The sequence below is a fragment of the Paraburkholderia sp. SARCC-3016 genome, assembly GCF_031119615.1.
GTDB lineage: Bacteria > Pseudomonadota > Gammaproteobacteria > Burkholderiales > Burkholderiaceae > Paraburkholderia.
Map to the genome: position 1 here is coordinate 210,215 of NZ_JAVHZD010000003.1, position 25,384 is coordinate 235,598.

24 protein-coding genes and 1 tRNA gene are annotated in these 25,384 nt (G+C 62.8%); 12 read left to right on the forward strand and 13 right to left on the reverse strand.

What is annotated here, in order from left to right:
- Positions 1 to 35 precede the first annotated feature (35 nt).
- From tpx to QYH69_RS05015, 3 genes are all read left to right on the forward strand, one after another.
- Entirely contained in the window at positions 36 to 536 is a 501-nt protein-coding gene (gene tpx, locus QYH69_RS05005; RefSeq protein WP_075158193.1) for a thiol peroxidase, read from the forward strand.
- A gap of 180 nt (positions 537 to 716) precedes the next feature.
- A complete protein-coding gene (locus tag QYH69_RS05010; RefSeq protein ID WP_308830786.1) occupies positions 717 to 1,658 on the forward strand; it encodes a carbohydrate kinase family protein in 942 nt (313 codons plus the stop codon).
- A gap of 135 nt (positions 1,659 to 1,793) precedes the next feature.
- Positions 1,794 to 2,237: a glycine zipper 2TM domain-containing protein gene (locus QYH69_RS05015; protein ID WP_374992350.1), complete on the forward strand. Its 444-nt coding sequence runs from the start codon at positions 1,794 to 1,796 to the stop codon at positions 2,235 to 2,237.
- Between the two features lie 316 nt (positions 2,238 to 2,553).
- Here the strand turns inward: QYH69_RS05015 and QYH69_RS05020 are convergent, their stop codons facing one another.
- The 4 genes from QYH69_RS05020 to QYH69_RS05035 form a co-directional block, all read right to left on the reverse strand.
- Positions 2,554 to 3,120 (reverse strand): histone H1-like DNA-binding protein, encoded by a 567-nt coding sequence (locus QYH69_RS05020; RefSeq protein WP_308830788.1) that lies wholly within the window; start codon positions 3,118 to 3,120, stop codon positions 2,554 to 2,556.
- A gap of 29 nt (positions 3,121 to 3,149) precedes the next feature.
- Entirely contained in the window at positions 3,150 to 3,500 is a 351-nt protein-coding gene (locus QYH69_RS05025) for a hypothetical protein (RefSeq protein WP_308830789.1), read from the reverse strand.
- 85 nt (positions 3,501 to 3,585) lie between these two features.
- Positions 3,586 to 4,857: a ribonucleotide-diphosphate reductase subunit beta gene (locus tag QYH69_RS05030; RefSeq protein WP_308830790.1), complete on the reverse strand. Its 1,272-nt coding sequence runs from the start codon at positions 4,855 to 4,857 to the stop codon at positions 3,586 to 3,588.
- 493 nt (positions 4,858 to 5,350) lie between these two features.
- On the reverse strand, positions 5,351 to 8,362 hold the full coding sequence (locus QYH69_RS05035) for a ribonucleoside-diphosphate reductase subunit alpha (RefSeq protein WP_308830791.1): 3,012 nt from the start codon (positions 8,360 to 8,362) through the stop codon (positions 5,351 to 5,353).
- A 111-nt stretch (positions 8,363 to 8,473) separates the two neighbouring features.
- Between QYH69_RS05035 and QYH69_RS05040 the strand changes: the two genes are divergently transcribed.
- On the forward strand, positions 8,474 to 8,734 hold the full coding sequence (locus QYH69_RS05040) for a hypothetical protein (protein WP_308830792.1): 261 nt from the start codon (positions 8,474 to 8,476) through the stop codon (positions 8,732 to 8,734).
- 347 nt (positions 8,735 to 9,081) lie between these two features.
- Here the strand turns inward: QYH69_RS05040 and ampD are convergent, their stop codons facing one another.
- From ampD to QYH69_RS05055, 3 genes are read right to left on the reverse strand one after another with little or no spacing between them, the layout of a single operon-like run.
- Positions 9,082 to 9,678 (reverse strand): 1,6-anhydro-N-acetylmuramyl-L-alanine amidase AmpD, encoded by a 597-nt coding sequence (gene ampD, locus QYH69_RS05045; protein ID WP_308830793.1) that lies wholly within the window; start codon positions 9,676 to 9,678, stop codon positions 9,082 to 9,084.
- Complete coding sequence (locus tag QYH69_RS05050) at positions 9,675 to 10,040, reverse strand: PP0621 family protein (RefSeq protein ID WP_308830794.1); 366 nt, start codon at positions 10,038 to 10,040, stop codon at positions 9,675 to 9,677. Before QYH69_RS05050 ends, ampD begins: the two co-directional genes overlap by 4 nt.
- Before the next feature lie 8 nt (positions 10,041 to 10,048).
- Positions 10,049 to 11,044 carry a cytochrome c biogenesis protein CcsA gene (locus QYH69_RS05055; protein ID WP_308830795.1) on the reverse strand — a complete coding sequence of 332 codons (996 nt, stop codon included), beginning with the start codon at positions 11,042 to 11,044 and terminating at the stop codon, positions 10,049 to 10,051.
- Positions 11,045 to 11,260: 216 nt separating this feature from the next.
- Here QYH69_RS05055 and ffh point away from each other — a divergent pair, with 216 nt between their 5' ends.
- Together ffh and QYH69_RS05065 are read left to right on the forward strand one after the other, a co-directional pair.
- Positions 11,261 to 12,628 (forward strand): signal recognition particle protein, encoded by a 1,368-nt coding sequence (ffh, locus tag QYH69_RS05060; protein ID WP_308830796.1) that lies wholly within the window; start codon positions 11,261 to 11,263, stop codon positions 12,626 to 12,628.
- Positions 12,629 to 12,790: 162 nt separating this feature from the next.
- Complete coding sequence (locus QYH69_RS05065) at positions 12,791 to 13,342, forward strand: hypoxanthine-guanine phosphoribosyltransferase (protein ID WP_075158204.1); 552 nt, start codon at positions 12,791 to 12,793, stop codon at positions 13,340 to 13,342.
- Positions 13,343 to 13,468: 126 nt separating this feature from the next.
- Here QYH69_RS05065 and QYH69_RS05070 read toward each other — a convergent pair whose 3' ends face one another.
- Both QYH69_RS05070 and QYH69_RS05075 read right to left on the reverse strand, forming a co-directional pair.
- Positions 13,469 to 14,065: a MarC family protein gene (locus QYH69_RS05070; RefSeq protein ID WP_075158205.1), complete on the reverse strand. Its 597-nt coding sequence runs from the start codon at positions 14,063 to 14,065 to the stop codon at positions 13,469 to 13,471.
- Positions 14,066 to 14,076: 11 nt separating this feature from the next.
- The gene (locus QYH69_RS05075; protein ID WP_308830797.1) at positions 14,077 to 15,813 is read right to left on the reverse strand and encodes a proline--tRNA ligase; all 1,737 of its coding nucleotides are present in this window, start codon (positions 15,811 to 15,813) and stop codon (positions 14,077 to 14,079) included.
- A 428-nt stretch (positions 15,814 to 16,241) separates the two neighbouring features.
- Here QYH69_RS05075 and QYH69_RS05080 point away from each other — a divergent pair, with 428 nt between their 5' ends.
- Positions 16,242 to 16,979 carry an RNA pyrophosphohydrolase gene (locus tag QYH69_RS05080; RefSeq protein WP_308830798.1) on the forward strand — a complete coding sequence of 246 codons (738 nt, stop codon included), beginning with the start codon at positions 16,242 to 16,244 and terminating at the stop codon, positions 16,977 to 16,979.
- Positions 16,980 to 17,064: 85 nt separating this feature from the next.
- On the forward strand, positions 17,065 to 17,625 hold the full coding sequence (locus QYH69_RS05085; protein ID WP_308830799.1) for a CNP1-like family protein: 561 nt from the start codon (positions 17,065 to 17,067) through the stop codon (positions 17,623 to 17,625).
- Between the two features lie 117 nt (positions 17,626 to 17,742).
- Here the strand turns inward: QYH69_RS05085 and proB are convergent, their stop codons facing one another.
- The 4 genes from proB to rplU form a co-directional block, all read right to left on the reverse strand.
- Entirely contained in the window at positions 17,743 to 18,861 is a 1,119-nt protein-coding gene (gene proB, locus QYH69_RS05090; RefSeq protein WP_308830800.1) for a glutamate 5-kinase, read from the reverse strand.
- A gap of 67 nt (positions 18,862 to 18,928) precedes the next feature.
- A complete protein-coding gene (cgtA, locus tag QYH69_RS05095) occupies positions 18,929 to 20,047 on the reverse strand; it encodes an Obg family GTPase CgtA (RefSeq protein WP_308830801.1) in 1,119 nt (372 codons plus the stop codon).
- A 327-nt stretch (positions 20,048 to 20,374) separates the two neighbouring features.
- Positions 20,375 to 20,638 (reverse strand): 50S ribosomal protein L27, encoded by a 264-nt coding sequence (rpmA, locus tag QYH69_RS05100; RefSeq protein WP_075158212.1) that lies wholly within the window; start codon positions 20,636 to 20,638, stop codon positions 20,375 to 20,377.
- Between the two features lie 24 nt (positions 20,639 to 20,662).
- Entirely contained in the window at positions 20,663 to 20,974 is a 312-nt protein-coding gene (gene rplU, locus QYH69_RS05105; RefSeq protein ID WP_006025184.1) for a 50S ribosomal protein L21, read from the reverse strand.
- A gap of 299 nt (positions 20,975 to 21,273) precedes the next feature.
- On the opposite strand from rplU, the gene QYH69_RS05110 reads away from it, so the two are divergent.
- The 4 genes from QYH69_RS05110 (at position 21,274) to QYH69_RS05125 (ending at position 25,374) form a co-directional block, all read left to right on the forward strand.
- The gene (locus QYH69_RS05110; RefSeq protein ID WP_308830802.1) at positions 21,274 to 22,266 is read left to right on the forward strand and encodes a polyprenyl synthetase family protein; all 993 of its coding nucleotides are present in this window, start codon (positions 21,274 to 21,276) and stop codon (positions 22,264 to 22,266) included.
- A gap of 59 nt (positions 22,267 to 22,325) precedes the next feature.
- Positions 22,326 to 22,402 (forward strand) — tRNA-Pro (locus QYH69_RS05115).
- A 153-nt stretch (positions 22,403 to 22,555) separates the two neighbouring features.
- Positions 22,556 to 23,860, forward strand: coding sequence for an HlyC/CorC family transporter (locus QYH69_RS05120; RefSeq protein WP_308830803.1), 1,305 nt, complete (start codon positions 22,556 to 22,558; stop codon positions 23,858 to 23,860).
- A gap of 233 nt (positions 23,861 to 24,093) precedes the next feature.
- Positions 24,094 to 25,374, forward strand: coding sequence for an ATPase, T2SS/T4P/T4SS family (locus tag QYH69_RS05125; RefSeq protein ID WP_308830804.1), 1,281 nt, complete (start codon positions 24,094 to 24,096; stop codon positions 25,372 to 25,374).
- Positions 25,375 to 25,384: the final 10 nt, after the last annotated feature.

Consider the following 25,384-nt stretch of genomic DNA (forward strand, 5'->3'; position numbering starts at 1 on the left):
TCCCAACCATCGCTAGTCAATTTTCGGAGCACAACATGAGTCAAGTTACGCTGGGCGGCAACCCGATCGACGTATCCGGCACGTTCCCGTCCGTCGGCCAACAGGCGCCGGCGTTCACGCTCGTCGGCCGCGACCTCAAGTCCGTCACGCTGGCCGAGTTCCATGGCAAGCGCAAGGTGCTAAATATCGTGCCGAGCCTCGATACGCCGACCTGCGCGACGTCGACGCGCAAGTTCAACGAAGCGGCGGGCAAGCTCGCGAACACGGCGGTGATCGTCGTGTCGGGCGATCTGCCGTTCGCGGCATCGCGCTTTTGCACGACGGAAGGCCTCGCCAACGTCACCACCGCGTCGACGTTCCGCGGCCATGAGTTCGCGCGCGCCTACGGCGTCGACATCACGAGCGGTCCGCTGGCCGGCCTCACCGCACGCGCAGTCGTCGTGATCGACGAAAACGACAAGGTCGTGCATGCGGAACTCGTCAGCGAGATCAAGTCCGAGCCGAACTACGACGCCGCGCTCAATGCACTGAAGTAACGTGCGCAACTAGACTTCACGCGCGCGCACTGTCCGCCGCGCGTTCCGGCTCACTTGCGCGCATGCGCTTGCGCCGCGCTTCGGGTCCCGACGACCACGAATGCGCGGCGCTGTCGTATCGACGCACCGGTTTCACCTATCTGCACCTTTCGCTCTTTCGACTTTTACAGGACGCTCGCCTTGGCTACGTTGATTTGCGGTTCGCTCGCCTACGACAACATCATGACCTTCGAAGGCCGGTTTCGGGAGCACATCCTGCCGGAACAGGTCCACATCCTGAACGTCAGCTTCCTGGTGCCGACGATGCGCCGCGAGTTCGGCGGCTGCGCGGGCAACATCGCCTACGCGCTGCATCTGCTTGGCGGCGACGCGCACATCATGGCGACGCTCGGCGCCGTCGACGCGCAGCTCTATATCGACCGCCTCGACCAGCTCGGCCTCGCGAAGACGCACGTGCGCGTGCTGCCCGACACGTATTCGGCGCAGGCGATGATCACCACCGACCTCGAGAACAACCAGATCACGGCGTTCCACCCGGGCGCCATGATGCAGTCGCATCTGAACCGCGCGGACGAAGCGCAGGGTGTCACGCTTGGCATCGTCGCGCCGGACGGCTTCGACGGCATGATCCAGCATTCCGAACAATTCGCGGCGGCCAGGGTGCCGTTCATCTTCGATCCGGGCCAGGGGCTGCCGCTCTTCGACGGTGCGTCGCTGCGGCGCATGATTGAACTTGCCACTTACGTGGCGGTCAACGATTACGAAGCCAAACTGGTGAGCAACAAGACCGGCTGGTCGATCGACGAGATCGCAAGCCGCGTCGATGCGCTGATCGTCACGCGCGGCGAGCACGGCTCGCAGATCCATCACGCAGGCGGCATCGAAGACATTCCGGCAGTCAAGGCGCGACGCGTGCTCGATCCGACCGGATGCGGCGATGCATTCCGCGGCGGCCTTCTGTACGGCATCGAAAAACAACTGGGCTGGGCCACCGCGGGTCGCCTCGCCAGCCTGATGGGCGCGCTAAAGATCGAGCACCAGGGGCCGCAAAACTATGCGCCGTCGCGCGCGGAAATCAACGAACGATTCAAGCAGGCGTTCGGCTACGCACTCGACGCGTAGGCTCACCCGGTGCAGTATCGTAGTCAGAAAGTTCGGGGCCTGTCGGGGGCCCGCAGGGAGTGAAAGATGAAAACAACGAATCGTTCGATGAATCGTTCAGCAAGCCGGCACGTGGTTGCCGCGACGGTTGCTTGCATGATCGGCGGCGCGCTCGCGATCTCGGGGTGCGCGTACAACAGCAGTTCCGCCGACGTCTACACCGCCTCGCAGGCGCAGCGCGAGGAGACGGTGCGGATGGCCACCGTCGATAGCGTGCGCGCCGTGAAGATCAGCTCGAACAATGGCCAGCCCACCGGTCTGGGCCTGCTCGGCGGCGGCGCGCTCGGCGGCATTGCAGGCAGTCAGATCGGCGGCGGCACGGGTTCGATCGTCACGGGCATCATCGGCGGCCTCGCGGGCGCGGTAGCCGGCAATGCCGTCGAGAACGCCGCCGCCGTGCGCGACGGCGTCGAGATCACCGTGCGCCTCGACAACGGCGACATGCGCGCCATCACGCAGACGAACACCGGCGAGGTCTTCCTCGCGGGCGAGCGGGTACGGCTGCTGTCGAGCGGCGGCATCACACGCGTCACGCACTGATCGGTGCGCTGCACCACCGCGCGCACCGTCGCCCGAACCGTCGCCCGAACCGTCGCCCGAACCGTCGCTCGAACCGTCGCTCGAACCACCACTCGCACCGCCGCGCGCATCGACCGTCGCTCAGGCGACGCTCTATGCGCGCTCACCTCAGGAAACACCGAGGCGAAAAAAATCCCGCCGCCCTCGTAGGGCGACGGGATCGAGGATTGAGTAGCGCTACTCAACCGAGCCGACACACGCCTTGGATGCGCGCACAACCGGCTCTGACAGCTTGTTGCTCTGCTTAAAGGCTCAACCGCGAGCCTGACTGCGGCTATTACGGACGCGGGCCCGTCGGAAACGGCCATGCAGCAGCCGGATTCAACGCGGTCTTGACCGTCGAAGCAGGCGCCGACGATGCAGCGGGCGCAGCCGGAGCAGGGGCAGCCTTCTTCGCGACAGCCTTCTTCGCAGGGGCAGCCTTCTTCGCAGGCGCAGCGGCCTTCTTCGCGGCAGCCTTCTTCGCAGGGGCAGCCTTCTTGGCGGCAGCCTTTTTCGCAGGCGCCTTTTTCGCGGCAGCCTTCTTCGCTACCTTCTTCGCAGCGGCCTTCTTAGCCGGCGCCTTCTTCGCAGCAACCTTCTTCGCCGCGGTCTTCTTCGCCGGTGCAGCCTTCTTCGCCGCGACCTTCTTCACTGCGACTTTCTTTGCAGCGACTTTCTTTGCTGCTGCCTTCTTCGCCGGCGCCTTCTTTGCGGCAACCTTCTTCACTGCTACCTTCTTCGCAGCAACCTTCTTCACTGCGACTTTCTTAGCAGCTGCCTTCTTCGCCGGAGCGGCTTTCTTCGCGGCAACCTTCTTCACTGCCGCTTTCTTTGCAGCAGGCTTCTTTTTGGCCATTGCCATGGTTTTCTCCTTCAGGTTTCAGATGAGAGTTAAATCAAACAACACCCTTCGTCATCAAAACCCGTTTCCCGCGGACGCTTTTCAGGGCGCGCGCTACGAAGCGGGCTATTCATCGGCGTACGCATATCCAACGCGCTTACGCTAATGAATACGGTAAGGCGCGCGTTGCCCCGTGGCATCGCGCGCCAAGTCCAGTCGACGTCGGATACCGACGCCGGCAAGCGTTTGATCGAGCCGCCCGAGCTCGCATGAGCCTCGCGGGCGGCTTTTCGTAAGGGGAAGTTTGCCCATCCCACTGAAGGGTTCGCAAAGTGCCTCTGATCTTGGTGGGCTCGTTTTCGAACCCATGGGGTACCTATGGCACCCGGCACGCTCTGCATCAGGCAGTCAAACTCCTAACCAAATATGCCGCGGCCCGTGCCGGCGGCATCCCCATCACAATCTCATACGCGGCGCGAGGGACGTTTACTCCCAGGAGAGCGCGCCGCCAGTCTGATATTCGATCACCCGCGTCTCGAAGAAGTTGCGTTCCTTCTTCAGGTCGATCATCTCGCTCATCCACGGGAACGGATTTTCCTCGTTCGGGAACAGCGGATCGAGACCGATCTGCTGGCAACGACGGTTGCAGATGAAGCGCAGATAGCTCTTGAACATCGACGCGTTCAGGCCGAGCACGCCGCGCGGCATCGTGTCTTCAGCGTAGCGATATTCAAGGTCGACCGCCTGCTTGAACAGCTCGCGGATTTCCGCGCGGAATTCAGCCGTCCACAGATGCGGGTTTTCAAGCTTGATCTGGTTGATCAGGTCGATGCCGAAATTGCAGTGCATCGACTCGTCGCGCAGGATGTACTGGTACTGCTCCGCCGCGCCGGTCATCTTGTTCTGGCGGCCGAGCGCCAGGATTTGCGTGAAGCCGACGTAGAAGAACAGACCCTCCATCACACAGGCGAACACGATCAGCGACTTGAGCAGCTTCTGGTCTGCCTCAAGCGTGCCGGTCTTGAAGGCCGGGTCGGTCAGCGTATGGATGAACGGGATCAGGAATTCGTCTTTGGCGCGGATCGACGCGACCTCGTGGTACGCGTTGAAGATTTCGCCCTCGTCGAGCCCGAGCGACTCGACGATGTATTGGTACGCGTGGGTGTGGATCGCCTCTTCGAACGCCTGGCGCAGCAGGAACTGGCGGCATTCGGGCGCCGTGATGTGGCGGTACGTGCCGAGCACGATGTTGTTCGCCGCGAGCGAGTCGGCCGTCACGAAGAAGCCGAGGTTGCGCTTGACGACGCGGCGCTCGTCCTCGGTCAGCCCGTTCGGGTCTTTCCACAGGGCGATGTCGCGGGACATATTGATTTCCTGCGGCATCCAGTGATTCGCACAGCCCGACAGATACTTCTCCCACGCCCATTTGTACTTGAACGGAACGAGCTGGTTGACGTCGGTCTGGCCGTTGATGATGCGCTTGTCGGCGACATTCACGCGCGCTTCGGAAGAAGCGGCGCTAGCGTTAGCGGCGGCAGCCGGCGCAACGGTCGCAGCTGCTGCCTGGTTGGCAAGACGGGTGACAGCGGGAGCGACGGCGATGTCGCCCGCGAAGATGTCTTGTGCGGAGGGAGCCTGATGAGCGGAACGCGTTTCGACTTGCGAACCGACAACCGTTCCCGCAGCGTTGCGCAACACGTTTTGTTGCGAAGCGCTCGACGGAGTTACGGCAGTGATCTCGTCATCCCAGTTGAGCATAAATGTCACCATCAATTTAGATCGGTTTGTACCATCTTTTCACGAGCGATAAAAGGGCTCGCTCATGAAAATTCGTGTTTTCGATTCACGTTGCGACCTTCATACAACACTTTGTTCAACAGACTGTGAAGGTCGATGCAGTGAACGCGATTGAAATGCGTGTCGTTGAAGACGTGTCGACGTGTTGCTCTCGATCGTCGGGCGTCGTTTCGAAGCGGCTTCGATGATGTGTTCGATACGGCTTCGACATCACAAAAGAGACTTCGGCGCGTGCTCGCGATGTGCTGCGTTTCATCTGCCGGGTATTCGACCGCCACAGATCGATCGACGACGTGGAGCGTTGCGTGGACCGCATGCATTGCATGTGTTGCGCGGACCGCGCTTGCCACGTGTGCTGCGCGAGTTGCGGGTGCTGCGTGTGTTGCTTTCGGCTACGCCGGCGGCGACGCGAATCGTGTCGACTCGTCTGAAACCGCCGGCGTATTACTGCGTGTTACTGACAAGCCTCGCACTCTTCGAAGCCGGGGTCGCCCGGACGCATCATGCAGACGGGACCGTCCGCTTCCGGCGCCGCTTCGACAGCAGCGACAACGGACGCTTGAGCCGCAGCCGATGCCTGAAGGCCACCGGACGACAGGCCGCCGCTCATCCCGCCATTCGCGCCGAAGCCACCGGCAGCGCCACCGGCGCCGCCCGCACCACCGTCACTGCTCGGCACCGCATTCAGCGCGCCGTGCGCGACCGTCGACTTCTCGACGTGCGTCGCTGCCATCGTGCGCAAGTAGTACGTCGTCTTCAGGCCGCGCAGCCATGCGAGCTTGTAGACCTCGTCGAGCTTCTTGCCCGACGCACCCGCCATATAGATATTGAGCGACTGCGCCTGGTCGATCCACTTCTGACGGCGTGACGCCGCCTCGACGAGCCACTTCGGATCGACTTCGAACGCGGTCGCGTAGATCGCGCGCAGGTCGCCCGGAATCCGGTCGATGCGCGACAGCGAACCGTCAAAGTACTTGAGGTCGGCGACCATCACCTCGTCCCACAGGCCGCGCGCCTTCAGGTCGCGCACGAGGTAGTCGTTGACCACCGTGAACTCGCCCGACAGGTTCGACTTCACGTACAGGTTCTGGAAAGTCGGCTCGATGCACGCGGACACGCCGATGATGTTCGAGATCGTCGCCGTCGGCGCAATCGCGATGCAGTTCGAGTTGCGCATACCGTGTGCCGCGATGCGCGAGCGCAACGCGCTCCAATCCATCGACTCGCTCGAATCGACTTCGACATAGCCACCGCGCGCGTCGGCGAGCAGCTTCAGCGTGTCCTGCGGCAGGATGCCGCGATCCCACAGCGAGCCGCGGTACGTCGAGTAGCGCCCGCGCTCCTGCGCGAGCTCGGTCGACGCCCAGTACGCGTAGTAGCAGACCGCTTCCATCGACCGGTCGGCGAATTCGACCGCTTCTGCCGACGCGTACGGCGTGCGCAGCAGGTGCAGGCAGTCCTGGAAGCCCATGATGCCCATGCCGACCGGGCGGTGCTTGAGGTTCGAGTTACGCGCCTTGGCAACCGCGTAGTAGTTGATGTCGATCACGTTGTCGAGCATCCGCATCGCCACGCTGACCGTGCGCTTGAGCTTGTCGTGGTCGAGCGCGAGCGTGCCGTCGGCCTGCTGCTTCATGTGCGCGACGAGGTTCACGGAGCCGAGATTGCACACGGCGATCTCGGTGTCGCTGGTATTCAGCGTGATCTCGGTGCACAGGTTCGACGAATGGACGACGCCGACGTGCTGCTGCGGACTGCGGATGTTGCACGGATCCTTGAACGTAATCCACGGATGGCCGGTTTCGAACAGCATGCCGAGCATCTTGCGCCACAGTTGGGCCGCCGGAATCTTCTTGAAGAGTTTGAGTTCGCCGCGCGCGACTTTGTCTTCGTAGGCCGTGTAAGCGGCTTCGAAGTCGGCGCCGAACTTGTCGTGCAGATCCGGGCAGGTGGACGGCGAGAACAGCGTCCAGTCGCCGCCCTCGTGCACGCGCTTCATGAACAGGTCGGGAATCCAGTTCGCGGTGTTCATGTCGTGCGTGCGGCGGCGGTCGTCGCCCGTGTTCTTGCGCAGCTCGAGGAATTCCTCGATGTCGAGGTGCCACGATTCGAGGTACGCGCACACCGCGCCCTTGCGCTTGCCGCCCTGGTTTACGGCAACAGCCGTATCGTTGACGACCTTCAGGAACGGCACGACGCCCTGCGACTTGCCGTTGGTGCCTTTGATGTGCGAGCCGAGCGCGCGCACGCGCGTCCAGTCGTTGCCGAGGCCGCCGGCGAACTTCGACAGCAGCGCGTTTTCCTTCAGCGCCTCGTAGATGCCGTCGAGATCGTCGTCGACCGTCGTCAGGTAGCACGACGACAGCTGCGAACGGCGCGTGCCCGAGTTGAACAGCGTGGGCGTCGAGCTCATGAAGTCGAAGCTCGACAGCACGTTGTAGAACTCGATCGCGCGCGCTTCGCGGTCGATTTCGTTCAGCGACAGTCCCATCGCGACACGCATAAAGAATGCCTGCGGCATTTCGATGCGCGTGCCGTCGACGTGCAGGAAGTAGCGGTCGTACAACGTTTGCAGGCCGAGGTAGCCGAATTGCAGGTCGCGGCTTGCGTCGAGCGCCGCGCCGAGACGCTTGAGGTCGAACTGCAGGAGTTTGTCGTCGAGCAGTTCCGCCTGCACACCGCGCTTGATGAAGAGCGGGAAGTATTCGGCGTAGCGCTCGTCCATTTGCGCCTGCGTGACTTCCTCTTCGAGGATTTCGCGGCGAATGGTGTGCAGCAGGATGCGGGCGGTGACCTGGCTGTACGCCGGGTCTTTTTCGATCATCGTGCGCGCGGCGAGGATGGCCGAGTCGTACACCTGGCTCATCGGCACGCCGTCGTACAGGTTCTTCACCGTTTCGGCGACGATCGGCTCCGCGCTCACCGCATCGCCGAGATTCGCGCAGGCCGATTCGATCAGCGCGCGCAGCGCGGGCAGATCGAGCGGACGCGTGACGCCGTTGTCGGTCACGTTAAGGCCCGTCTCGCCAACCTGCTGCTCCGCCGACTGGCTGCGCTCCTGGTGACGCTTCTCGCGATACAGCACGTAGGCGCGCGCGACGTTGTGCTCGCCACCGCGCATCAGCGCGAGTTCGACCTGATCCTGGATGTCTTCGATGTGGAACGTGCCGCCGTTCGGGCGGCTGCGCATCAGCGCGCGCACGACGCCTTGCGTCAGTTGCTCCACGAGTTCGCGCACGCGCGCCGACGCTGCGCCTTGACCGCCGTTGACGGCCAGAAAAGCCTTCGTCGCCGCAATGGCGATTTTAGAAGGCTCGAACGACACCACGCTGCCATTACGACGAATCACCTTGTAGTCGGCGAAAGTCGACGGCGCGAGCGCTTGCGCGCCCTGAGCCTCTCCCGTGAATGGGAGGCCAGTGGGTGCGCCCTCGTACCGGGTCGTCACGTTGTCGGTCGTTTGCATGTGCAAAAGCTCCTGGTCTTGGGGTGGTGCGGACCTAACCGCGGATTAAAACAATCGCTGCGCCGGCGCGGACGCGAGCGAGGTACGGATTCGATAAAAACTGCGCAGGGGATGACCGCCTGGATTGCTGCCGGGGTTGTGCTTCGGTTGCCCTCGGCGCCCACGTGGACGAACTCCACCATGGGCGAATTCCACGAAGTCGACGGATTCGACCTGTTTGCGGCGGCGGGAACAGCGCAACGCGATGACCGGTCCGGAACCGTGACGCAGCCGATGAGGAATCAGATGCGCGCGGACGAGCGTCTTCATCATGCGTGTTGCGATCACTGGCTGGTCCCTTTTTCGAAATGGCTGAAGGTCAACCTGAACTGAAGCGCAGGGTTGAAAACGCGAACCTGAAGATGTGCGCTGCACTATTCACCGCCGCACCATTCACGACACTACGAGGAGTGAACGGACATCACTTCAGAACGCGTCACTTCAGTATTTTTTCAATGCCGGCAATGCTTTAGCACCCTTGGTCGCAAAGCGGGCGCTGCCCCCGAACAACACAACATCTTGTGGAAAACTGCTTTAACGGCACCAAGTATAGTGGACTTTAGCGTGACCGCAATCGAAAAATTTATCCCGCGCGGGTTGACATTTCGTTTCGCCGCAACCGGGCAAGGCTCGCGCACGAGCAAGCCTGGTCGAGCTTTGCGGGTTCCCGTCGCGGGCGCTCATGGCGCGGCCGGACGATGGCGATAGGGGAAATACTGATCGGAAAATGAGGTCTCGCGCTGCAGTCGCGCCCAGTCGAAATGCGGCCCCGGGTCGGTCTTGCGGCCCGGTGCGATGTCAGAGTGACCGGCGATCGCATCGATCGGATAGTGAGCGGCCAACGCTTGTGCGAGCGCGGCGAGGGTCCGGTATTGCGCCGCTTCGAATGGGCTCGCGTCGCTGCCTTCCAGTTCGACGCCAATCGAAAAATCGTTGCAGCGCTCGCGGCCGAAGAAACTCGATGCGCCCGCATGCCAGGCGCGTTCGTCGCACGACACGAACTGCTCGAGCGTGCCGTCGCGATGAATGACGAAATGCGCGGACACGCGCACGCCGCGCAAGTTTGCCGCGTAGTACGGATGCGCGTCGCAGTCGAGCCGGTTCAGGAAAAGATCGGCGATGGCGCCGCCGCCAAACTCGCCCGGCGGCAGGCTGATGTTGTGCACGACGATCAGCGTCGGCACTGCGCCCGCGGGGCGCGCTTCGACATTCGGCGAGGGGAGTCGGCGTGCGGCCGGGACCCAGCCGTCGGCGCCGACCGTGAAGCGATGCCTCATCGGCCTTCGCGGCCTCTGGTTTGCGCAACGCGCGTCGCGAAGCGTTGCGCGTGGTCATGGCCGCAGAAGATCCGGCCGTCGACGGTCACCGAATCGCTCTTCGGAGCGTGCACGCCGCACTCGACGCAGCGGATCATCGGCTCCGGCAATTGATGACGCGCGGCACGGTTACCCGGAGACTGGCCCGCGCCGTTCGTGCCACCCTTCGCCGCCCTGTTTGCACCGTTGGCTTCCGATGCACCGGATTGGCCGCGCGCGTCCTCGCCGGTGCGCGTCGACGTGCGCGCGTCCTGACGCCGCAGCGCCTTGACGAACCACTGGCCGACGAAGAAAAGCAGAATCAGCAGAATGATTTGCCGCATGGGAACACTCAGACCACAGGACGGTGCAGCAGCACCTGGAACACGAAACGGCTGCCGATATAGGCAAGCAGCAATGCGACGAAAGCCGCGAGCACCCAGCGCAACGCGGCGCGGCCGCGCCAACCCGATACTTTACGCGCAGTCAGCAGCGCACCGAACATCAGCCACGACAGGATCGCGAACACGGTCTTGTGATCGAAGCTGAGCGGCCGGTTCACCAGCTGCTCGTTGAACAGCATGCCGGATACCAGCGTGAGCGTGAGCAGCACGAAGCCCGCGCTGATCAGACGGAACAGCAGCTTCTCGAGCGTGAGCAGCGGCGGCAGCGTATCGAGCCAGCTCGAGAGCCAGTTGTTGCCGGCCGCCGCGTTGTGCCGTTGCAGCACGCCGCCGCGGCCGCGCATCGCATGCAGGCGCCGCTCGACGAGCAGCATCAGCACCGCGTGCAGCGCCGCGATCACAAAGAGCCCGTACGCGACGTTCGCGATCAGGAAGTGCAGTTTGAAAAGCGGCGCAGCCGCGTACGACAGCACGCGTACGCCGCCGAACACGAGCGGCAGCAGCGACGCGACGCAGGCGAGCGGCAGCGCGAGCAGCCGCAGGCCGTCGAGTGGAAAGAAGAAACTTTCGATCCAGTAGATGCCGACGCCGAGCCAGAACATCGCGGAGAGCGCGAATGCAAAACCGAACACCATCGCGTCATGCGGGAAGATCGTCGTGTGCAGCAGTACGCCGTGCACGACGAGCGTGATCAACAGCAGGACACGCTCAGCCGGCGACATGCCGACGACCGTTCGCGTGCGCCTCGCAGACGCGCGTAACGACGCGCCTTCGATCGATGCGGCCGAAGGCGCCGTTGCCGGCGAGTTCAGGTTACCGCCCGCGGCCAGCGACGGACCGCCCCCGAGCACCGGCTCGAACGCCGCCTGCCGATGTGAACGCCAGCCTGCTACGGCAAGTCCGCCGTAGAGAAGCGCAGTGAGGGCATACAGTACAATATCCATGTTCGAAGTTTACACTAGGGCCTTTGGCCGCGACGCTTGGCGATATGTGGGCCGGGCGTGGGTTCCATGCGGTATTCCCGCGGTATCCCGCGCCGTTCCATGTTGTGCTGCCATGGTGCTCCATGCAGGGCCGCATGTCCCGCATACACCACTGCGCACACGCCGCCGTCGCGCGCGTAGAAGGCCGCACTGCCCATCGTTACCCACCGGCTCCCCATGCTCGACAATCTCACTCAACGGATGGCGCGCGTCGTCAAGACGCTGCGCGGCGAAGCCCGGCTCACCGAAGCCAATACGCAGGAGATGCTACGCGAAGTTCGCCTTGCGCTCCTCGAAGCCGACGTCGCGCTGCCCGTCGTGCGCGACTTCATCGGTAAGGTAAAGGAAAAGGCGCTCGGCGAGGATGTGATCGGCAGCCTGTCGCCGGGTCAGGCGCTCGTCGGCGTCGTGCAGCGCGAGCTGACCGCGGTGATCGGCGGCGACTATGAAGGCAAGGCCGTCGAACTCAATCTCGCCGTCACGCCGCCGGCCATTATCCTGATGGCCGGTCTGCAGGGCGCCGGTAAAACGACGACGGTCGGCAAGCTCGCGAAGCTCCTGCGCGAGAAGTACAAAAAGAAGGTGCTCACCGTCTCGTGCGACGTCTACCGTCCCGCTGCAATCGCGCAATTGAAGACGGTAACCGAGCAGGTCGGTGCCGACTTCTTTCCGTCCGAGCCCGATCAGAAGCCCGTCGACATCGCGCGCGCCGCGGTCGACTGGGCAAAGCGCCACTATCACGATGTGCTGATCGTCGATACGGCCGGCCGTCTCGGCATCGACGAAGCGATGATGCAGGAAATTTCCGCGCTGCATAGCACGTTGAATCCGGCCGAAACGCTGTTCGTCGTCGATGCGATGCTCGGCCAGGATGCGGTCAACACGGCGAAGGCGTTCAACGACGCACTGCCGCTCACTGGCGTCGTGCTGACGAAGCTCGATGGCGACTCGCGCGGCGGCGCGGCGTTGTCGGTGCGGCACGTGACGGGCAAGCCGATCAAGTTCGTCGGCGTTGCGGAAAAGCTCGACGGCCTCGAAATCTTCTATCCGGATCGCATGGCGAACCGGATCCTCGGCATGGGCGACATCCTCGCGCTCGTCGAAGAGGCACAGCGCGGCGTCGACGTGCAGGTCGCGCAGAAGCTCGCGGACAAGGTCAAGAAAGGCGGCGACTTCGACCTCAACGATTTCCGCGCGCAACTGTCGCAGATGAAGAACATGGGCGGCCTGTCGTCGCTGATGGACAAGCTGCCCGCACAATTCCAGCAGGCCGCAGCCGGTGCCGATATGGGCCAGGCCGAAAAGCAGATGCGCCGGATGGAGGGCATCATCAACTCGATGACGCCGCTGGAGCGCGCGAAGCCTGACCTGATCAAGGCGACCCGCAAACGCCGCATCGCGGCGGGCGCCGGCGTGCAGGTGCAGGAAGTGAACCGCATGCTCAATCAGTACGATCAGATGCGCACGATGATGAAGAAACTGAAGGGCGGCAACCTGCAGAAGATGATGCGCGGCATGAAAGGCATGCTGCCGGGCATGCGCTAAATGCAACCCGGCGCGCAATAGCGCGTGCAATGGCCAATGGCCGACGCAACAACCGAGACAGTGACCGAGACGACATCGGGCGCGATGCCGGGTTTATTCTGTGGCGCGCGGCGCCGTTGTCTCGCACACTAATATGTATACCGTTACCGCCCGCCTAACGTCATGAACCGCGAAGAAGCCCTGCAGATTTTCAGCCAGTCCGAGGAGATCGTATCGGCCGCCGACGTCGACGCGTCGATCGAGCGGATGGCCGGCGAGATCCGCGCCGAAATGAGTGACGTGTTCCCGCTCGTGCTGTCGGTGATGGGCGGCGCCGCGGTGTTCACCGGCATGCTGCTGCCGCATCTCGACTTCCCGCTCGAATTCGACTACATCCACCTCACGCGATACCGGAACACCACGCAAGGCAGCCACGACATGCAGTGGCGTGTCGCACCGGCCGAATCGGTGAAGGACCGCGTCGTGCTCGTGCTCGACGATATCCTCGACGAAGGCGAGACGATGGCGGCGATCCGCGACCGCATTCTCGCGATGGGCGCCAAGCGCTTTATGAGCGCAGTCCTGTGCGAGAAGACCATTGCGAAAGCGAAGCCGCTGCGCCCCGACTTCTGCGGCTTCCAGGTACCGGACCGTTATGTGTTCGGCTGCGGCATGGATGCAAAGGGCTACTGGCGAAATTTGCCGACTATTCGCGCGCTGACTGCGGGCGCGTGAGCGCGCGCTAAGCCTGGGCGCTGTCGTTGAGCGCTGCGTCGAGCGCTGGCGTCGCACGCGTGAGGACGCGCAGTGGTGGCGCGAACACGCATGCCGGGCGCCCGCCGGCCCGGCATGCCGTCGTCGTCAAAGCTGGTGCACGAACGCGCGGATCCCGGCCAGAATCATTTCGACTGAAATCGCAACCAGCACGAGACCCATCAGCCGCTCGAACGCGGTGACCGTCCGTTCGCCGAGCCACTGCTGAATGCGCTCCGACAGTACGAGCACGATCGCGCAGACCACCATCGTCACGCACAGCGCCGCGATCCATTCGAGCATCTTGCCCGGCGCTTGCGACGTCAACAGCATGACCGTTGCGAGCGCCGACGGACCGGCCAGCGCGGGAATCGCGAGCGGCACGATCAGCGGCTCGCCGCCGCGAATGACGCCGGTCAGGCCATCGGGATGCGGGAAGATCATTCTGATCGCAATCAGAAACAGCACGATGCCGCCGCCGATGCGTAACGACAGATCGGTCAGATGCATCATCCGCAAAAAGCGGTCGCCTGCCAGCATGAAGGCCAGCAGGATGCCGAACGCAATCGCAACCTCGCGCAGAATCACGACCGCCCGGCGGTGCGGCGTCACGCCCCTCAGACAGCTGACGAAGAGCGGAATATTGCCGAGCGGATCCGTAATCAGAATCAGCAGGATCGTTGCGGACAGGAAGTTGTATTCCATGCCCGCTCCGATCAGTGCGCGAGTGATGCCTTGATTTTGTCGATGACCGTTCGCGCGGCGTCTTCGACGGGCAGCAGGGTCGCTTCGGTATCGCGGCGGCCCTGATATTCGATCTTGCCGTCCTTCAGGCCGCGATCGCCGATCACAAGCCGGTGCGGCACGCCGATCAGTTCCCAGTCGGCGAACATCACGCCGGGGCGCTCGCCGCGATCGTCGAGGATCACGTCGACGCCGGCCGCCATCAGTTCGGCATAGAGCTTGTCGGCCTGCTCGCGCACGGCGTCGCTGCGGTCGTAACCCATCGGGCACAGCACGACTTCGAACGGCGCGATCGATTCCGGCCAGATGATGCCCTTATCGTCGAAGTTCTGCTCGATCGCCGCACCGAGAATGCGCGTGACGCCGATGCCGTAGCAACCCATTTCCATCGGCTGCGGCTTGCCGGTTTCGTCGAGGCACGTCGCGTTCATCGCGACCGAGTAGCGCGTGCCGAGCTGGAACACGTGACCGACCTCGATGCCGCGGCAAATGTCGAGCACGCCCTTGCCGTCCGGCGAAGGATCGCCCTTCACGACGTTGCGGATATCGGCGACGGCCGGCTCCGGCAGATCGCGGCCCCAGTTCACGCCGGTCGTGTGGAAGTCGACTTCGTTCGAGCCCACCACGAAATCGCTCATATTCGCGACCGTGCGATCGGCAATCACGTTGACAGGCTTCTTCGTGTTCAACGGCCCGAGATAGCCGGGCGGCGTGCCGAACCACTCGACAATCTCGGCTTCCGTCGCGAAGCGGAAATCGCCGAGGCCGGGCAGTTTGCTCGCCTTGATCTCGTTCAGTTCATGGTCGCCGCGCAGCAGCAACAGCCAGATGGTCGGCGCGGCGCCTTCGTTCTCGGTGGCGAGCACGATCGACTTGATCGTGCGCTCGAGCGGGATATTCAGGAATTCGGCGACCTGCTCGCATTTCGCCTTGCCGGGCGTCGCGGTTTTCGTGAGCGGCTCCGCGGGCGCGGCGCGTTGCGCGATCAAGGGCAGCGCGTCGGCGGCTTCGACGTTCGCCGCGTACTCCGACGTCGGGCAGTATGCGATCGCATCTTCGCCCGTGTCGGCGATCACGTGAAATTCGTGCGAGCCGCTGCCGCCGATCGCACCGTTGTCGGCCGCCACCGCGCGAAATTCGAGACCAAGACGCGTGAAGATCCGCACGTACGCGTCGTACATCTTGCGATACGACTCCTTGAGGCCGTCCACGTCTTTGTCGAACGAGTACGCGTCCTTCATGATGAACTCGCGGCCGCGCATCACGCCGAAACGCGGACGGATTTCATCGCGGAACTTCGTCTGCACCTGATAGAAGTTCACCGGCAATTGACGGTAGCTCTTGATCTGGTTGCGCGCGATATCGGTGACGACTTCTTCGTGCGTCGGCCCGAGCACGAAGTCGCTCTGCTTGCGATCCTTGAAGCGCAACAGTTCGGGACCGTACTTGATCCAGCGGCCCGATTCCTGCCACAGTTCCGCCGGCTGCACCGACGGCATCAGCAATTCGATTGCGCCCGCCCGGTTCATTTCCTCGCGCACGATCGCTTCCACTTTGCGGATCGAACGCAGGCCGATTGGCAGATAGTTATAGATGCCGCCGGCCACGCGACGGATCATGCCCGCGCGCACCATAAGCTTGTGGCTGACAATTTCGGCGTCGGCAGGCGCTTCCTTGAGCGTGCCGATAAAGAAACGGGAGGCTTTCATTCAGAGTTTTCCAAAAGCGGCGGAACCGGGTCGGGCCCGCCCGAAGAGATGAAACGGTAGCATCTGCGGACCGGTTCGCCAAATCCACGCCAGATCTGGTCGAAAAGCTCGCCGGTCGAGCGTGAAATGTGCGTGAAGCTCGCGCGGAATGCAATCACAGAATGCGCTCGCGTGTTGCCGCGCCATGCACGAACGAAACGGGATTGCGATGCGACATTTACCGCGTGGCATCGGACACGATCGTGGTCCAGACCGATCGAACCGAATGGCGACGACGTGCAATACCGATGCCGTTCAGATGAGTCTGAGGCGCCGCCCGTGCTGCCGTCTGCGGGTCATCCACAGTGCCGCCGGGGTGCCGCCGGGGTGCGTTTGGACCATTATCTGTTTATAATCAAAGCAATTTTAAAGGATTCGAAGGTGGTTGTATGCTGGATCGTGAAGGCTTTCGCCCGAACGTCGGCATCATCCTCTTGAACGCGCACAACGAGGTGTTTTGGGGTAAGCGGCTCCGTGAACATTCCTGGCAGTTTCCGCAAGGGGGCATCAAATATGGTGAAACCCCCGTGCAAGCGATGTATCGGGAGTTACACGAAGAAACCGGGCTGCTTCCCGAGCACGTCAAGGTGGTCGGTCGCACGCGCGACTGGTTGCGTTATGAGGTGCCGGACAAGTTCATCAAGCGTGAAGTACGCGGGCATTACCGTGGCCAGAAACAGATCTGGTTCCTGCTCCGGATGGTCGGGCGCGATTGCGATATCTGCTTGCGCGCCACGGATCACCCGGAATTCGACGCATGGCGCTGGAACGACTATTGGGTGCCGCTCGACTGTGTGATCGAGTTCAAGCGGGATGTGTATCAGTTGGCGCTAACGGAGCTTTCCCGTTTCCTGCGCCGCGCCGCGCCGCGTGCGGAAAAACCGGGGGGGCATCACGGGCAGCGCTATCCGCGGATGGCGTCGTCGGTGAATGTGCCGCCGGGGTCGGGCGTTTCCGCGCCATCCTCATTCTCGGTTTCATCTTCGCCGAACGTTGCGCCATCGGTCGGCAATACGTCGGCTGTTGCCGTGGAAGCGGCGCTGCCCGCTCCGCTGGAATCCGACTGTTCGGCCGCCGGGAGCGTGATTGTTCGCGTGCCGGGTTTGCGCGAAGCGCCGCAAGACTGATATCGTGCAGCGCGTTGCGGCGCCTTGTGCCGCGTTAGCCGGGGCGGCACATCCGCCGCCATACCGGCGTTTCGGGGAATTTCACTTGAAATTGTTTGCTCTCGCGGTGGCGTGTGTGGCCACCGGCGCCTTGCTGGCCGGCTGCTCAAGTAACAAGCAGCCGACACCGCAAAAGGACGCGGACTTCCACTACCTGCTGGACATGCCTACCAACTGGACCGAGAACAAGGTCGATACGCTGCCGCCGCTGCCCAACCAGGCCGACCTGCTACCGTTCGAAGTCTCGCAGAACACGCCGCTCAGTTTCTTTGTCGACGCGAAGTCGATATCGGTGGGGTCGGACGGCGTCGTGCGCTACACGGTCGTCGTGACGAGCCCGGGCGGTGCACGCAACATCAATTACGAAGGCATTCACTGCGACAACTACACGTGGCGTCTGTATGCGGGCCTCAACGAGGACCACGACGACTGGGATCGCACCGTCGCCAACGACTGGACGCGCATTGAGAACGGCGACCTCAACGCGTACCGCGCTTCGCTGTATCAGGACTTTTTCTGCGCGAACCGCCTGCCCGTGGGCTCGGCGAAGACGATCGTCAACAACATCCGGTACAACCGGACCCAGGGCGACTTGCAGACCCGGTGATTGACTGAACGCGTCGTTCTCGCGGCGCGTGGCTTCGACGAGCAAGGCGTGGTGTCGAACGCGGGTCGCGAGCAGCGCAAATGCGGGGCGAGCCCTGTGCGCGCCGCCGCGTGAACGCTAAACGAGCACCAGGTTGTCGCGGTGAATCAGTTCGGGTTCGAGCATATACCCGAGCACCGATTCGATCTCGCCGCTCGGACGACGTTGAATCAGCTTCGTCTCGGAACTGCTGTAATTCGTGAGACCACGCGCGACTTCGCGCCCTGCCGCGTTCACGCACGCAATCACCTCGCCGCGCGCGAACGCACCCTGCACGTCGACGACCCCGATCGGCAGCAGGCTCTTGCCGCCCGCGGTGAGCTTCTCCACCGCACCATCATCGATCACCACGTGGCCACGCACCTGCAAGTGGTCCGCCATCCATTGCTTGCGCGCCGCCATGCGCGCGGTACGCGCAATCAGCTGCGTGCCGATCGCTTCGCCGCACGCAAGCCGCGCGAGCACATCCGCCTCTCGACCGCTCGCAATGACGGTGTTCGCGCCGCTGTGCGCCGCGCGCTTCGCCGCGAGAATCTTGGTCAGCATGCCGCCGCGTCCGATACTCGAGCCCGCGCCGCCTGCCATCGCCTCGAGTTCGGGTGAGCCCGCGTCGGCCTGCTGCACGAGCGTCGCGGTCGGATCCTTGCGCGGATCGGCGGTGAAAAGGCCTTGCTGATCCGTGAGGATAATCAGCGCATCGCCTTCGATCAGATTGGCGACCAGCGCGCCGAGCGTATCGTTGTCGCCGAACTTGATTTCGTCGGTGACGACCGTGTCGTTTTCGTTGATGATCGGCACGACGCCCAGGCGCAGCAGCGTAAGCAGCGTCGAGCGCGCGTTCAGATAGCGCTCGCGGTCGGCGAGGTCCGCGTGTGTGAGCAGAATCTGCGCGGTGCGGATCGAGTGCTCGGCGAAGCGGCTTTCATAAACCTGCGCGAGCCCCATTTGCCCGACGGCGGCCGCAGCCTGCAATTCGTCGATCTCGCGCGGCCGCCTCGTCCAGCCGAGGCGCTGCATGCCCTCGGCAATCGCACCGGAACTGACGAGCACGACCTCCTTGCCTTGCTCACGCAGCGCGGCGATCTGCGCAGCCCAACGGCCGATTGCCGTATGGTCGAGACCGCGCCCGTCGTTCGTGACGAGGCTCGATCCGACTTTCACAACGAGCCGGCGGGAATCTGCGATGACGGAACGCATTTGTGCGCGATCTCCAACAGGGTTCATGGGTGATGAGTCAGGCCGTCGACCGGCAACGACGCAGCGATCAGTCTTGCGGCGGCAAGGCCGATGCCCCATTGTTGCCGCTTCCGGACTCCGCGCGGAAACGCACGTCGGCGGCGAGATCTTCGGCCTCAGCGGCGCGATGCGCATCGGAGTGTTCGGCGAGATAGTCGTACACCGCGTAACAGAGGCTCTCGCACCCTTGGCCCGTCAACGCGGAGATCTGATAAACCGGCCCATCCCATTCGAATCCCTTCAGGAACGCGGCGACACGCGCTTCGCGCTCGTCTTCGGGAATCATGTCGAGCTTGTTCAACACGAGCCAGCGCGGCTTCGCAAACAGCAACTCGTCGTATTTGCGCAGTTCGTTGACGATCGCCTTTGCTTCGGCGACCGGATCGACCGCTTCATCGAACGGAGCGAGATCGACGATGTGCAACAGCAAGCCCGTGCGCTGCAGATGTCGCAGAAATTGATGACCGAGGCCCGCACCTTCAGCCGCGCCTTCGATCAGGCCCGGAATGTCGGCAATCACGAAGCTACGGCTCGGCCCCACACGCACGACGCCCAGATTCGGCGCAAGCGTGGTGAACGGATAGTCGGCAATTTTCGGCCGCGCGTTCGATACCGATGAAATGAACGTCGACTTGCCCGCGTTCGGCATACCGAGCAGCCCGACATCAGCGAGCACTTTCAGTTCGAGACGCACCATGCGGCGCTCGCCGGGCTTGCCGTCCGTCTTCTGGCGCGGTGCGCGATTCGTGCTCGACTTGAAATGCAGGTTGCCCAGGCCACCGGCGCCGCCCTTCGCGACCTGCACGACCTGATTGTGCTCGGTCAGGTCCGCGATCAGTTCGCCGGTGTCGAGATCGGTAATCACGGTGCCGACCGGCATGCGCAGCGTGATGTCGTCGCCGCCCTTGCCGTAGCAGTCGGAGCCTCGCCCGTTTTCACCGTTGCGCGCCTGATGCTTTTTCGAATAACGGTAGTCGATCAGTGTGTTGATGTTGCGATCCGCGACCGCATAGACACTGCCGCCACGCCCGCCGTCGCCGCCATCCGGGCCGCCGAACGGGACGAACTTCTCGCGGCGCATCGACGCACTGCCATCGCCTCCGTCGCCGGCGATGACTTCGATTTTCGCTTCGTCAATGAACTTCATGAGTCGCTCCGTCCCGTTCGTACCGTTTGTTGCTGCGTTGTTGCTGCGTTGTTGCTGCGTTGTTGCTGCGTTGTTGCTGCGTTGTTGCTGCTGTTGCTCTTGCTGTTTGATGCGATTCGATGCGTCGCGAACCAGCCGTACTGCCGCTATTTTGCCCCGCGCCGCAACGGTTCAACAATCTGCCAATCGGCCAGTTGCGGTGCGCACGTGAAGCGTGCTTGCCGCATCGAAGAAAAACCAATAAAAAAGCCCCGCTAACTTCGCGGGGCCTTTTTTCCGGCGCTGAAGCCCGACCTGCTTAACCTGGCAAATGAATTACCTGGGAATTCAGGCCGCTGCCGGGACAACGTTGACCGTGTGCTTCTTGTCGGCGCCTTTCGTCGTGAACTTGACGTGGCCGTCGACCAGCGCGAACAACGTGTGATCCTTGCCGATACCGACGTTCAGGCCCGGGTGCAGACGCGTGCCGCGCTGACGGACGATGATGCCGCCGGCGAGGATTGCCTGACCGCCAAAAACCTTCACGCCGAGGCGTTTCGACTCGGAGTCGCGGCCGTTCCGGGACGAGCCGCCTGCCTTTTTGTGTGCCATCTGATAGCTCCTTGCCCGATGCGCTTACGCGTTGATCGCGTCGATGCGCAGTTCGGTGTAGTTCTGGCGGTGGCCGCCGTGCTTCTGGTAGTGCTTCCGGCGACGCATCTTGAAGATGGTCACTTTGGCGTGACGACCGTGAGAGACAACGGTAGCCTTGACGGAAGCCCCACTGACCAGCGGCGTACCGAATTTAATCGATTCGCCTTCGCCTACTGCGAGAACCTGGTCGAGCGTGATTTCTGCGTCAATGTCTGCCGGTATCTGTTCTACTTTAAGTTTTTCGCCGACAGCAACCTTGTACTGCTTGCCGCCGGTTTTTATGACCGCGTACATTGAAAACCTCACTCTTTATTCGTGATTCATCGTGAATCATTTTTCCCGACGCACCGCGCGCGGAAACCCGTGATTATACATAGAGTTAGCTGCACGGTCAAAGTCAATCGTCGTCGCGTCGCGCGGAGCCGGCGCGGGCACGCGTGACACCCGCCCCATGCCGGTCCGGCGCTCGCCCGGTGTGCGCCTCGTACCCTGAAGATAGGCCGAATGGCCAGAAAGGCCGCGCATCCCGACCCGGCGGCGCGGAAATTGCACGATTCGCCTTATAATTCGCGGCATTACCCCAAATCGCCACCATGTCGTCGACCGCCACTCCCGCACCCAACGCCGCCAGCCTGCTCGCACCCATCGCCGAAGACATGCAGCAGGTCAATCGTGTCATCCGGCACCGTCTGGCGTCCGAGGTGATGCTGATCAATCAGATCTCCGAGTACATCATCAGTGCCGGCGGCAAGCGCCTGCGTCCGGCGTTGCTGCTGCTCGTCGCGGGCGCGCTCGGCGATACCACCGGGCAGCGTCACGAACTGGCTGCGGTGATCGAGTTCATCCATACGGCCACGCTGCTGCACGACGACGTCGTCGACGAATCCGATCTGCGTCGCGGCCGGCAAACCGCGAATGCGCTTTTCGGCAATGCGGCTAGCGTGCTCGTCGGCGACTTTCTCTATTCGCGGTCGTTCCAGATGATGGTCGGCGTCGGCAAGATGCGCGTGATGGAAATCCTGTCGGAAGCGACGAACATCATTTCCGAAGGCGAGGTGCTGCAACTGCTCAACATGCACGACGCAGACGTCGACGAAGCGCGCTACATGCAGGTGATCCGCTACAAGACAGCGAAACTGTTCGAAGCGGCCGCGCAGTTGGGCGCCGTGCTGTCCGACGCGGACGAAACGACCGAGGCAGCCGCAGCGGAATTCGGCCGGCGCATCGGCACCGCATTCCAGATCATGGACGACTGGCTCGATTACACCGGTACACCGGAATCGATGGGCAAGAATGCCGGTGACGACTTGCGCGAAGGCAAGCCCACGCTGCCGCTGATTTACCTGATCGAACGCGGCACGCCCGAACAGGGCGCGCTTGCGCGCGAAGCGATCGTGCAGGGCGGCACGGATCGCTTCGAGACGATCTTCGAAGCGATCACGCATTCGGGCGCGCTGGACCACACGCTGCAGTGCGCAAAGCAGGAAGCACAAGCGGCGGCCGCCGCGATTTCTTTGTTTCCCGATTCCATTTACAAGGAAAGCCTGCTAGAATTATGTTCTTACTCGACGACGAGACAGTCTTAAATAAGACCGATTCGCGCAACGAGTCCAGCAAGAGTCACGCAGTACAATGCAGGATAAATCGGGGTGTAGCTTAGCCTGGTAGAGCGCTACGTTCGGGACGTAGAGGCCGGAGGTTCGAATCCTCTCACCCCGACCAGAATTTTTGAAAAACCGCGCAACGTAGCGCGGTTTTTTTTCGCCCACGGTTTTGGCCCGCCTCGCCACTCACAGCCTCTGTCTTTTGGCCGATGGGGTGCGCCGAACCCCTCTGCTATATTCTCCCCATCCCCTTCCCCTTACTTCACGACGCGTGGAACAACTTCCCTTATGGGCGCAGATAGGCGCCGTCCTGGTCCTGCTGATCTGTTCGAGTTTCTTCTCCATTTCCGAAACGGCGATGATGGCGCTCAACCGTCATCGCCTCAAGCATCTGACCAACAAAGGTGTGCTCGGAGCAAAAAAGACGCAGGGCCTGCTTTCACGCACGGACCAGTTGCTAAGCGTGATCCTGATCGGCAACAACCTCTTCAATACGATCATCCCGGTGCTCACGACATCGATTGCACTGCGCACGTTCGGCAGCAACAGCGTCGTGCTGTCGGTGTCGACGGGCATCGTCGCGTTTCTGATTATCGTGTTCGCGGAAATTGCACCGAAGATCGTTGGTGCGACGTACCCCGAAAAGATCGCTCTGCCTGCGAGTTTTCTGATTGCGCCACTAATGCGCATCGCAAAACCGCTGATCTGGTTCGTGAATCTGTTCGCCAACGGTTTTTTGCGCCTGTTGCACATCAATACCGGCGGCACGCGCGATCAGCGCCTGTCGACCGAAGAGTTGCGCACCATCGTGCTCGAGTCCGGCAGCTTCATGCCGACCAAGCACCGCAGCATCCTGCTCAACCTGTTCGATCTCGAGAACATTTCGGTCGACGACGTCATGATTCCGCGCCGCCGCATCGAGGCGCTCGATTTCGACGCGCCGTTCGATCAGATCCTGCATCAACTCGAAACCTGCTATCACAACAAGCTGATCGTCTATCAAGGCGATATCGATCGCGTGCTCGGCGTGCTGCATGTGCGCAAGACGCTCGCCGCGCTCCACAACCAGGAGCTCGAACGCGAAACGCTGCGCGAACTGCTTGCCGAGCCGTACTTCGTGCCGTCCGGTACGCCCGTCTTCCAGCAGTTGCAGTACTTCCAGGAAAGCCGCCATCGCACCGCCCTCGTCGTCAATGAATACGGCGAATTGCAGGGTCTTGTCACACCCGAGGACATCATCGAAGAACTGATCGGCGAATTCACGACGTCGGTGCCGCGTAGCGCGAGTTCTCGCGGTGGCTGGGACGACAAAGGCGAGTGCATCGTGGCCGGCAGCATGCCGCTGCGCGAGCTCAACCGCTGGCTGCAACTGAAACTGCCGACCGACGGCCCGAAGACGCTCAACGGCCTCATCCTCGAGATTCTCGAAGAGATTCCCGAGGGCGATGTCTGCGTGCAGATCGCCGACGTCAAGCTCGAAGTGATGCGCAGCGACGATCAGGCGATTCGCACCGTGAAGCTGTTCCGCCCGGGGCAGAAAGCCGGCGCGAAGGTCGCGAGGTTGCTAGGCCGCTGATGTCAGTAGGTGGGCGGGCGCGGCGCGCCGCGCGCCGACCTTCCGCGATTGTTGTCATCACTCTTGTCATCACTCTTGCCATGGCGCGGGCCGCGGACGCAGCACGCGGGGTAGCGCATCGTACTGCAAATGAAAGCGGCGCACAGCTAGCCGAACGGCCTAATGGCGGCCACAGCCGCGATACCGGATGATGACGCCGTCCAGTTGCACAGGCGGCTTTCGGCCGGTACCCGATGACTCCTCTTCCTTCCTTCGCAGCGCACGCATCAGACTTCGCTGGCGAGCACAACGCGACGCCCGGCGCGGTTTTTCGAACCGTCGCAGACGAAGCCGACGCCCCGCCCGCCGTTCGCCTGCTCACCGAAACGCTGCACGAAGCGGCGCGCCGCAACGCGTCGGATCTGCATATCGAACCGTCGGAGCACGGCTGGCGCATCCGCTTGCGCATCGACGGCGTGCTGCACGAAGTCGCGCAACCGCCAGCCCATCTGCGCGACGCCTTCATCACGCGCGTGAAGGTGCTCGCGCGCATGGATATAGCGGAGCGCCGCGTGCCGCAGGACGGCCGGCTGCGACTCGCGAGCGGCGCAGGGCGCGTCGAAGACTATCGCGTGAATTCGCTACCCACGCTGTATGGTGAAAAGCTCGTGCTGCGCCGGCTCGAGTCGCTGCCGGCCGGTCTTTCGCTCGCCTCGCTCGGCCTTACGGTCGAACAGCGCGCGAGCGTCGAACAGGCGATCCGCGCGCCGCACGGCCTCATGCTCGTCACCGGTCCAACGGGAAGCGGCAAGACGCTCTCGCTGTACTGCTTCCTGCAAATGCTCAATGCCGTCTCGCGTAACCTGTGCTCGGTCGAAGACCCGGCGGAAATCCAGCTTGCGGGTATCAATCAGGTCAGTGTGCGCGAAAAGGCCGGCCTCACGTTCGCCACCGCGTTGCGCGCGTTTCTGCGGCAGGATCCCGATGTGATCATGGTCGGCGAAATTCGCGACGAAGAAACCGCGGACGTCGCTGTCAAGGCGGCGCAAACCGGCCACCTCGTGCTGTCGACGTTGCACACGAACGACGCGCCCGCCGCCATCGCGCGGCTTATCGACATCGGCGTCGCACCGTACAACCTCGCGGGCGCGCTTCGCATGGTGACCGCGCAGCGTCTCGTGCGCAAACTCTGCGCCGAGTGCAAAACGCCGGACGTTCAATCCGCCGCCGCGTTACGCGCCGCAATGCACGCGGCAGGCAGCTGCGAAGCCAGTCTCGAAGGCACGCTTCCATACGCGGCAGCAGGCTGCAATGCATGTCACGGCATCGGCTACCGCGGACGTATCGGCGTCCATCAGGTGATGCCGGTTTCCGACGCGATGCGCGAGTTGATCGTCGTGGGCGCGAGCACGCAGACGCTCACGCAACAGGCACGCGCCGAAGCGGTCGGCACATTGCGCGACGCCGCGCTCGCGCGCGTCGTCGACGGCACGACGAGCCTCGCCGAAGCGCTCTGCGCGACCGAGATCGCATAAGGGCCGCTGC

What these genes read in the sequence shown, in the direction of transcription:
- tpx (WP_075158193.1), top strand. Translation starts at nt 36, where the DNA reads ATGAGTCAAGTTACGCTGGGCGGCAACCCGATCGACGTATCCGGCACG.
- QYH69_RS05015 (WP_374992350.1), top strand. Translation starts at nt 1,794, where the DNA reads ATGATCGGCGGCGCGCTCGCGATCTCGGGGTGCGCGTACAACAGCAGT.
- QYH69_RS05020 (WP_308830788.1), bottom strand. Translation starts at nt 3,120, where the DNA reads ATGGCAATGGCCAAAAAGAAGCCTGCTGCAAAGAAAGCGGCAGTGAAG.
- QYH69_RS05025 (WP_308830789.1), bottom strand. Translation starts at nt 3,500, where the DNA reads ATGCAGAGCGTGCCGGGTGCCATAGGTACCCCATGGGTTCGAAAACGA.
- QYH69_RS05030 (WP_308830790.1), bottom strand. Translation starts at nt 4,857, where the DNA reads ATGCTCAACTGGGATGACGAGATCACTGCCGTAACTCCGTCGAGCGCT.
- QYH69_RS05035 (WP_308830791.1), bottom strand. Translation starts at nt 8,362, where the DNA reads ATGCAAACGACCGACAACGTGACGACCCGGTACGAGGGCGCACCCACT.
- QYH69_RS05040 (WP_308830792.1), top strand. Translation starts at nt 8,474, where the DNA reads ATGACCGCCTGGATTGCTGCCGGGGTTGTGCTTCGGTTGCCCTCGGCG.
- ampD (WP_308830793.1), bottom strand. Translation starts at nt 9,678, where the DNA reads ATGAGGCATCGCTTCACGGTCGGCGCCGACGGCTGGGTCCCGGCCGCA.
- QYH69_RS05050 (WP_308830794.1), bottom strand. Translation starts at nt 10,040, where the DNA reads ATGCGGCAAATCATTCTGCTGATTCTGCTTTTCTTCGTCGGCCAGTGG.
- QYH69_RS05055 (WP_308830795.1), bottom strand. Translation starts at nt 11,044, where the DNA reads ATGGATATTGTACTGTATGCCCTCACTGCGCTTCTCTACGGCGGACTT.
- ffh (WP_308830796.1), top strand. Translation starts at nt 11,261, where the DNA reads ATGCTCGACAATCTCACTCAACGGATGGCGCGCGTCGTCAAGACGCTG.
- QYH69_RS05065 (WP_075158204.1), top strand. Translation starts at nt 12,791, where the DNA reads ATGAACCGCGAAGAAGCCCTGCAGATTTTCAGCCAGTCCGAGGAGATC.
- QYH69_RS05070 (WP_075158205.1), bottom strand. Translation starts at nt 14,065, where the DNA reads ATGGAATACAACTTCCTGTCCGCAACGATCCTGCTGATTCTGATTACG.
- QYH69_RS05075 (WP_308830797.1), bottom strand. Translation starts at nt 15,813, where the DNA reads ATGAAAGCCTCCCGTTTCTTTATCGGCACGCTCAAGGAAGCGCCTGCC.
- QYH69_RS05080 (WP_308830798.1), top strand. Translation starts at nt 16,242, where the DNA reads ATGCTGGATCGTGAAGGCTTTCGCCCGAACGTCGGCATCATCCTCTTG.
- proB (WP_308830800.1), bottom strand. Translation starts at nt 18,861, where the DNA reads ATGCGTTCCGTCATCGCAGATTCCCGCCGGCTCGTTGTGAAAGTCGGA.
- cgtA (WP_308830801.1), bottom strand. Translation starts at nt 20,047, where the DNA reads ATGAAGTTCATTGACGAAGCGAAAATCGAAGTCATCGCCGGCGACGGA.
- rpmA (WP_075158212.1), bottom strand. Translation starts at nt 20,638, where the DNA reads ATGGCACACAAAAAGGCAGGCGGCTCGTCCCGGAACGGCCGCGACTCC.
- rplU (WP_006025184.1), bottom strand. Translation starts at nt 20,974, where the DNA reads ATGTACGCGGTCATAAAAACCGGCGGCAAGCAGTACAAGGTTGCTGTC.
- QYH69_RS05110 (WP_308830802.1), top strand. Translation starts at nt 21,274, where the DNA reads ATGTCGTCGACCGCCACTCCCGCACCCAACGCCGCCAGCCTGCTCGCA.
- QYH69_RS05125 (WP_308830804.1), top strand. Translation starts at nt 24,094, where the DNA reads ATGACTCCTCTTCCTTCCTTCGCAGCGCACGCATCAGACTTCGCTGGC.